9 protein-coding genes and 1 pseudogene are annotated in these 6,794 nt (G+C 39.3%); 3 read left to right on the forward strand and 7 right to left on the reverse strand.

What is annotated here, in order from left to right:
• Positions 1–145: 145 nt before the first annotated feature.
• Positions 146–328 (reverse strand): hypothetical protein, encoded by a 183-nt coding sequence (locus J7J00_RS25495; RefSeq protein WP_214795722.1) that lies wholly within the window; start codon positions 326–328, stop codon positions 146–148.
• 49 nt (positions 329–377) lie between these two features.
• On the opposite strand from J7J00_RS25495, the gene J7J00_RS25500 reads away from it, so the two are divergent.
• Positions 378–578, forward strand: coding sequence for a hypothetical protein (locus J7J00_RS25500; RefSeq protein ID WP_214795724.1), 201 nt, complete (start codon positions 378–380; stop codon positions 576–578).
• 33 nt (positions 579–611) lie between these two features.
• Here J7J00_RS25500 and J7J00_RS25505 read toward each other — a convergent pair whose 3' ends face one another.
• The 4 genes and pseudogenes from J7J00_RS25505 to J7J00_RS25520 form a co-directional block, all read right to left on the reverse strand.
• Complete coding sequence (locus tag J7J00_RS25505) at positions 612–761, reverse strand: hypothetical protein (RefSeq protein WP_214795727.1); 150 nt, start codon at positions 759–761, stop codon at positions 612–614.
• A 240-nt stretch (positions 762–1,001) separates the two neighbouring features.
• On the reverse strand, positions 1,002–1,217 hold the full coding sequence (locus J7J00_RS25510) for a hypothetical protein (RefSeq protein ID WP_214795729.1): 216 nt from the start codon (positions 1,215–1,217) through the stop codon (positions 1,002–1,004).
• 191 nt (positions 1,218–1,408) lie between these two features.
• A pseudogene (locus J7J00_RS25515) lies at positions 1,409–1,702 on the reverse strand (GyrI-like domain-containing protein); the annotation flags it as partial.
• A 58-nt stretch (positions 1,703–1,760) separates the two neighbouring features.
• A complete protein-coding gene (locus J7J00_RS25520; protein WP_214795731.1) occupies positions 1,761–2,246 on the reverse strand; it encodes a peptidoglycan-binding domain-containing protein in 486 nt (161 codons plus the stop codon).
• Between the two features lie 467 nt (positions 2,247–2,713).
• Here J7J00_RS25520 and J7J00_RS25525 point away from each other — a divergent pair, with 467 nt between their 5' ends.
• Together J7J00_RS25525 and poxB are read left to right on the forward strand one after the other, a co-directional pair.
• Complete coding sequence (locus J7J00_RS25525) at positions 2,714–3,910, forward strand: L-lactate MFS transporter (RefSeq protein ID WP_214795733.1); 1,197 nt, start codon at positions 2,714–2,716, stop codon at positions 3,908–3,910.
• A gap of 101 nt (positions 3,911–4,011) precedes the next feature.
• Positions 4,012–5,736, forward strand: coding sequence for a ubiquinone-dependent pyruvate dehydrogenase (poxB, locus tag J7J00_RS25530; protein WP_214795735.1), 1,725 nt, complete (start codon positions 4,012–4,014; stop codon positions 5,734–5,736).
• Between the two features lie 450 nt (positions 5,737–6,186).
• Here the strand turns inward: poxB and J7J00_RS25535 are convergent, their stop codons facing one another.
• Together J7J00_RS25535 and J7J00_RS25540 are read right to left on the reverse strand one after the other, a co-directional pair.
• On the reverse strand, positions 6,187–6,354 hold the full coding sequence (locus J7J00_RS25535; protein WP_161804981.1) for a hypothetical protein: 168 nt from the start codon (positions 6,352–6,354) through the stop codon (positions 6,187–6,189).
• 164 nt (positions 6,355–6,518) lie between these two features.
• Positions 6,519–6,695 carry a DUF4083 family protein gene (locus J7J00_RS25540; RefSeq protein WP_214795737.1) on the reverse strand — a complete coding sequence of 59 codons (177 nt, stop codon included), beginning with the start codon at positions 6,693–6,695 and terminating at the stop codon, positions 6,519–6,521.
• Positions 6,696–6,794: the final 99 nt, after the last annotated feature.

The following is a 6,794-nucleotide window of genomic DNA, read 5'->3' on the forward strand; positions in this document are numbered from 1 at the left end:
TCATCATACTGAGGGGCTCTGTTTTTTTCAAAGCCGATATTTAATGCTCTACAGGAATGCTAACGCACCTGTTAGTTCATTAAGAAAAGGTTGCTTCAACAACCTCCCTTATTGATGTAAAGCACACGTTAGCTTAACAAACAATTTAATGATGTGAATTAATTACCTTGTTCCTTTTTCCAAGCGAAAACCCAGCAGCTAATAAAGATACTGTCGCTAAACCAACTCCAATAATCATAGAATAGTCGAAATAATTTTTAAGTGCCATACCACTAGAAATAGCTACAATAAACAAAAGTAAAAAGAAAACCGTATACTTCTTTTTCATAATTCCTCACCACCCTTTAACTATATTACCAAAAAAAGCAAATAAATTGTTGAATCCAAATATTTTAAAAATTTCTGCTGGAGATTACTGGTGTATCCAAAATAACGGCTGGTCTATTGATTCTGCTACTGAAATTTTTAGTGAGGAATGGATATCTGATGACGAATTTTTTGTCACCGAATCTGAAATTTATGGGAATAATAAACTCTATCATCAATTGAAAAAAGAACTTCGAATAAGAAAAACATAGGGAGATTTTAGTCTTCCTATGTTTTCATTCATATTATTTATCTGTTTGTTTTTGCTTCTTTTTCAAATACTCCGCACGTATTTTTTCAAGTTGCTTCTTTTTATCAAATTTGGCAGGCGTCTGTTTTTCATGAAACTTTGTCACAGCTACCTGACCTTTGGTATCCAATTGATATTTTCCCACTTTGTTCACCTACTTTTCTTGTCTTTAAAGAGAATCTATTCAACAAATATAATATACCTTATTTTACTGAAGTATACCTTATTACTTTATTAGTGTACTGCTAACTTTGCATATATCAGTAAAAACATTAAAAACTTAGTAAAATAATTCATCGCCAAATGGTATTCATTTCATTGCTATAATCAAAATAAAATGCCTTGACACTCTGCATAAGCCTCAATAATTCTATTTCTTGTTTGTTCAGCTCTCTTCTAAAGGTCCAATTGTTCGGTAAATAAGGTTTAAAATATTAAAACAATCTAAGTCTACTCCATCTTTTAAATGGTTCTTAATGCTAATAACCATTACGTTCTCGATGATTTCAAATTGAGGTTTCTGAGGGGAAATATTGTTTTTTTTGCAAAGTCTTTTTACTACTTGTTTAAAAAAATCTACATCCCCAATATTTTTCTCCAAAAAATCACCCCTTGTTATTAACTTTTCTACTTATATCTATCTTAATCCAAATATTACCTTATTCAATTAACCTGCCCCTTTAGTTCCATAAAAAAAGATTACCTTAGCCATTATTGAAGTAAAGCAACTGTTAGTTGAGTAAAAAAAAAGAACTGTCGAAACAGCTCTTCGGATAAATTCTACGTCTATACTTACTTTTTCAAAACGGGGATCCATATTTCACTTCTAAATGTTGGTGAGGTTACATCTTTTTTTTCGTTCCAAAGGATTTCTGGCCCTTCTATTTGTTCATAGTTAGAGGATGGAAACCATTCGGAATAAATACGTCCCCATACATTTTGCAGTGTTTCTGGAAAAGGTCCGGCTGCTTCGAATACTGCCCATGTAGATGCATCAACTTTAAGCAGTGTTAAGTTATTTGGGCACTCCCTCGTTGTTGCTACGCCTATATAATGATCAAGCTCCCCTTTTTCCTCCAACCTGCCCCTTTAGTTGCATAACAAAAAGGTTGCATCAGCAACCTCCCTTATTGATTCTATAAATTTAATTCGCATACAAGCGATACTGGTCGCTTAATGTATCTCCATTACCGTAAATATAAGCTTTTGAGCCGGATGTATAGGAGGAATTGTCATACTTCCATTTGATTCTGAGACCCATATTCCCTCCTGCTCCATATGTGTTCGTGCCATTCTTCTTTATATATTGCGAGAAGCTGTCCCATGTCCGGGGACCAACCACACCATCTACTTTCAAGTTGTTTTCTTTTTGATATTTCTTTACACCTGCTTCGGTTTTCGGTCCAAAAATCCCATCAACGTCAACGACTGCTGAATCCGTATAAAAGCCCATGACATTCAGGATATATTGCATATTCCTAACCTCTACCCCATGAGTGTCCTTCCGCAAAATAGAGTTTTTATCCCAGCTATCTGGGTGGTGAAATCCTCCAGCAGATGCTGAAGCGGTGGAAAAAGATATCCCTAGGGCCATTGCTAATACTATCAAACTAGTAAGTAATTTCTTCATAGCGCCATCTCCCTCTTTTTTTGTGCATCCTAACCTCTTTACTATTTCCTTCCAGATAAGATATTCCCCTTCCTACCAATGTCCTGTTTTGAACCTGCAGCAAACAGTCACCAAAAGGACTACAGAAATAGGATAAATATACGCTCACAAAGGGGATTTCTACGTTTCTAAGTGGCCCATGAAAACATTGTACTTTACCTACTACTACAACATAGTTGAGGATCGCCCCTCAAAATAGCCCTTTTGAACTTCTTTTTCATTTCTTAAAACAAATTATGAGATACCATTTCAAATTCTTCCCTCTCCCTTTATTCCATTCATAATTTGGGCAGTCACGAATCTTCTCTTCCCTTTTCAAACTCTGCGAAGGTCCACGAATATTATTGCAATGCTGATGGTCATAATAAAACCATTCTAGAATAGAAGAATTTATCGTTCCCCGAGTGTTTCAGAGGAAGGAGGGAAGAATGATTCCTAATCAAAAAGTAAATAAGGGACTCATTGTGTTTGGTACGATCATCATCCAAATAGGTCTTGGCACTATCTACACCTGGAGTTTATTCAATCAGCCCTTGGCAGACAAGTTCGGCTGGAAACTCAGTTCAGTGGCCATCACCTTTTCCATTACAAGCTTTGCTCTAGCATTGGCAACCCTATTTGCCGGGAGACTTCAGGAAAAATGGGGACTGCGTCGGTTAATTGCTTTGGCAGGATTAGTGCTTGGAACGGGATTAGTCGCTAGTTCGTTCGCTTCTTCGTTAATGGTTTTGTACATCACAGCAGGGATTGTCGTGGGGTTCGCAGATGGATTAGCCTACATTACTTCATTGTCCAACCTAATCAAGTGGTTTCCGGAGCGCAAGGGGCTAATTTCAGGAATTTCTGTTTCGGCATACGGAATGGGGAGCCTGTTATTTAAATACATAAACACATGGCTATTAAATAATGTGGGTGCCTCACAGACTTTTTTGTACTGGGGAATCATTGTAATGGCAATGGTAGTGGTTGGGTCGCGTTTTATACGAGAATCATCTGAGACAGTTGAAACTAATGCGTCCTCTCTCAAAGATTCGAACAATTATACCGTCAAGGAAATGATGCGGACAAGAGAGGTATATCTATTGTTTATCATGTTCTTTACCGCTTGCATGAGCGGGCTTTATTTAATCAGTATTGCTAAGGATGTGGGTGTAAAGTTAGCTGGCTTGGATGTAGTCACTGCCGCGAATGCTGTAGCCATGATTGCCATTTTTAACACATTCGGGCGGCTGATCCTGGGAGCCCTTTCAGATAAAATCGGCCGGATGAAGGTGATTGCCTTTAACTTCTTTGTTACAGCTGCTGCAGTTCTGGTATTAAGCCTGGGGAATATTAGATATGGTCTCTTTTTTGCCTGTGTAGCTGGCATCGCCTTTTGCTTTGGAGGCAATATTACCGTATTTCCAGCCATTGTTGGTGATTATTTCGGGTTAAAAAATCACAGCAAAAATTATAGTATCGTATATCAGGGATTCGGCCTTGGTGCCCTTTCAGGCGCCTTTATTGGGGCAATCATCAATGGATTTAAACCAACTTTCATGATAATAGCCATATTATGCATCGTGTCCTTCATAATTGCTCTCAGGGTGAAGCCGCCTATCGCGCGCAGTGGAAAACCGGTATAAAGTTCCCTTTGAGGAGCTAGGTGAACTATGCAACAAGGGGCCAATGGTTGTATCCTCAAATACAAAAAAACATACTACTATGAACAAACAGGAGGAAAAGAATGAAGCAAACAATCGCAGATTTATTAATTGACTCATTATTGCGTGCAGGGGTGAAAAGGATTTATGGGATTGTTGGAGATTCCTTGAATGCTGTCCTAGATTCAATCAGGCGTTCTGGCAAGATTGAGTGGATTGGGGTTCGACATGAAGAGGTAGCGGCATTTGCTGCAGGTTCGGATTCCCTGTTGAGTGGCAGCATTGCTGTTTGTGCAGGCAGCAGCGGCCCTGGAAATCTTCATCTTATCAATGGTTTATATGATTGCCATCGCAGTCGGATTCCCGTTTTAGCCATCGCAGCCCATATTCCAAGCAACGAAATCGGCAGTGAGTTTTTCCAGCAGACGCATCCCGAACATCTGTTTAATGAATGCAGCCACTTCAGTGAGATGGTGACAAAGCCTGAACAGATGCCTCGAATGGTTACAATCGCCATGCAGCATGCAGTTTCAAGAAAAGGTGTAGCTGTCTTGGTTCTGCCAGGAGATGTAGCAGCAATGCCTGACAATCAAACCGTCCCGGAACAGGTTGTACATGTGACACAACCTGTTGTTCGTCCATCCGATGCCGAATTGAAAAAACTGGCGGAATATCTAAATGGCGGGAAACGGATTACTTTATTATGCGGTGCAGGATGTGAAGGCGCCCATTCACAACTAATGGAACTCTGTGACCGATTGAAGTCCCCTATGGTCATTGCCCTAAGGGGGAAAGAACATCTAGAGTATGATAACCCTTACTCTGTAGGTCTTACCGGCCTAATCGGCTACTCTTCCGGCTTTCACGCAATGATGGATTGTGATGTATTGCTGATGCTCGGTACCGATTTCCCTTATAGACAATTCTTTCCTAAGAAAGCCAGTATCCTTCAGGTTGACCTCAGGGCAGAGAATCTTGGGCGCCGGGCAAATCTAGCCTTGGGGCTTTGCGGTGATGTCAAGAACACGGTCGAAGCTTTGCTTCCTTACCTAACAGAGACGCATAGCTCGCGGCACCTGGATAAATATGTGGATCATTATAAAGATGTCCGCGAAGGGCTTGATGAACTTGCGGTAGGGAAACCAGGCCATACACCGATTCACCCTCAATATTTAACGAAAATGGTCAGTGATCTTGCCAGTGAGGATGCTGTATTTACATGTGACGTCGGAACACCTACCTTGTGGGCAGCCAGGTACCTCGAAATGAATGGAAAAAGAAGATTATTGGGATCATTCAACCACGGTTCGATGGCAAATGCCTTGCCGCAAGCAATTGGGGCTCAGTGCATCGATTCAGGCAGGCAAGTTATTGCCCTTTCAGGCGACGGTGGCCTTGCCATGTTAATGGGAGATATGCTAACTCTTCAACAGCATAAACTGCCTGTAAAGATCATCGTTTTCAATAACAGTGCGCTAAGCTTTGTCGAATTGGAAATGAAGGCAGCAGGCTATTTGGAGACCGGTACAGAGCTTAAAAACCCGAATCTAGCAGCCGTTGCCCAAGCAATGGGAATCATGGGGATACGCGTAGAAGACCCGGCAGACCTCCCGGATGCACTGAAGCGGGCTTTTGAACATAATGGACCTGTATTATTGGATGTACTCGTGAATCGCCAGGAAATATCCCTTCCCCCACGAATTGAATTTGGCCAGGCACAGGGTTTCACATTATGGATGGTCAAGGCAGTTCTGAATGGTGACGGTAATAAATTAATTGAACTTGCCAAGACAAACCTCCTTCGCTAGGTTCGATAAAAAGGGATTCATATACTAACTTTGGATCCCTGATTATTTTGGGTGATTTATGAAATGAGTATTTAATTATAATGATTTTTGGTTTCCTAGTTCTAGGTTTAACAACAAATGCTAACGTATTTGTTATTCTAACTGATGAAATCTTAAACTGTGAGGTGCTTAACTATAGGGGCAGCATTCCTGTTAGAAGGATGTTCGAGGTCTTGAATGAAAAAGAGCTGCCAAAGCAACTCCCTTATTGAAGTAAAGCACCCGTTAATCAATTTTCTCTTTATTAACTTTCAGTATCTCCTTTAATGTAGAATGAATATTTTGAAGGCAAATTAAAATAAAGCCCAGCATAATAAATGTTACTAATTCCCCTGTAAATATAGAGATTATTGCTATTAGTAGAGCATATAAACCATAAAGCCAACCTTGCATTTTTATATCACCACGCTGCTATTTTTGATTTTTTAATTTCCAAACCTCTTCTTCGAGATTATCTATTCTTTGTTGTAGTGCTTTCTTCGGTTCTAAAATCCTTCTCCCCAATATTACGGAGAAGCCGGTAATAGCAATAATTCCCCCAGCAAAAGCCATAAACAATATCAAGGTAATATCAAACATAAAAACAACTCCTAATTAATTCAAGGTTTGTTATTATTATCTACGTAAATTGAACAACAAGAGTTTCATTTTCCATCAACAAACTTGCCCCGTAAGTTGAATAAGACTTATTGTAGAGTTGACATAAATAGTGCAGTAAGGATTAATGTCAAACGGGAAAAAGATTACTTTTTCTTTTCCTTTTCAAGTAAATCAATAATTCTATCAAGCTTTTGTTCGATACTTTCTGACTTGCTTGGCTGTTTAGTAACGAGAGAACGCACGAGAAAAAACACACCAGAAAATAACCCAAATATAAAAATAAAGAAAACTAGTTGAAATATCATATCACCAATATTCATATTAATTCCTATCTTTACAAGTATTGGTGTTATTGTACCATATTTTTTTACTGCTACAGTTCTTTAACTCTACGCTTCTTGAACTCCCTCAGTTTGATG

It is taken from the genome of Bacillus sp. ISL-4 (assembly GCF_018613275.1).
In the GTDB taxonomy this organism is placed as follows: Bacteria; Bacillota; Bacilli; order Bacillales; family DSM-1321; genus Peribacillus; species Peribacillus simplex_E.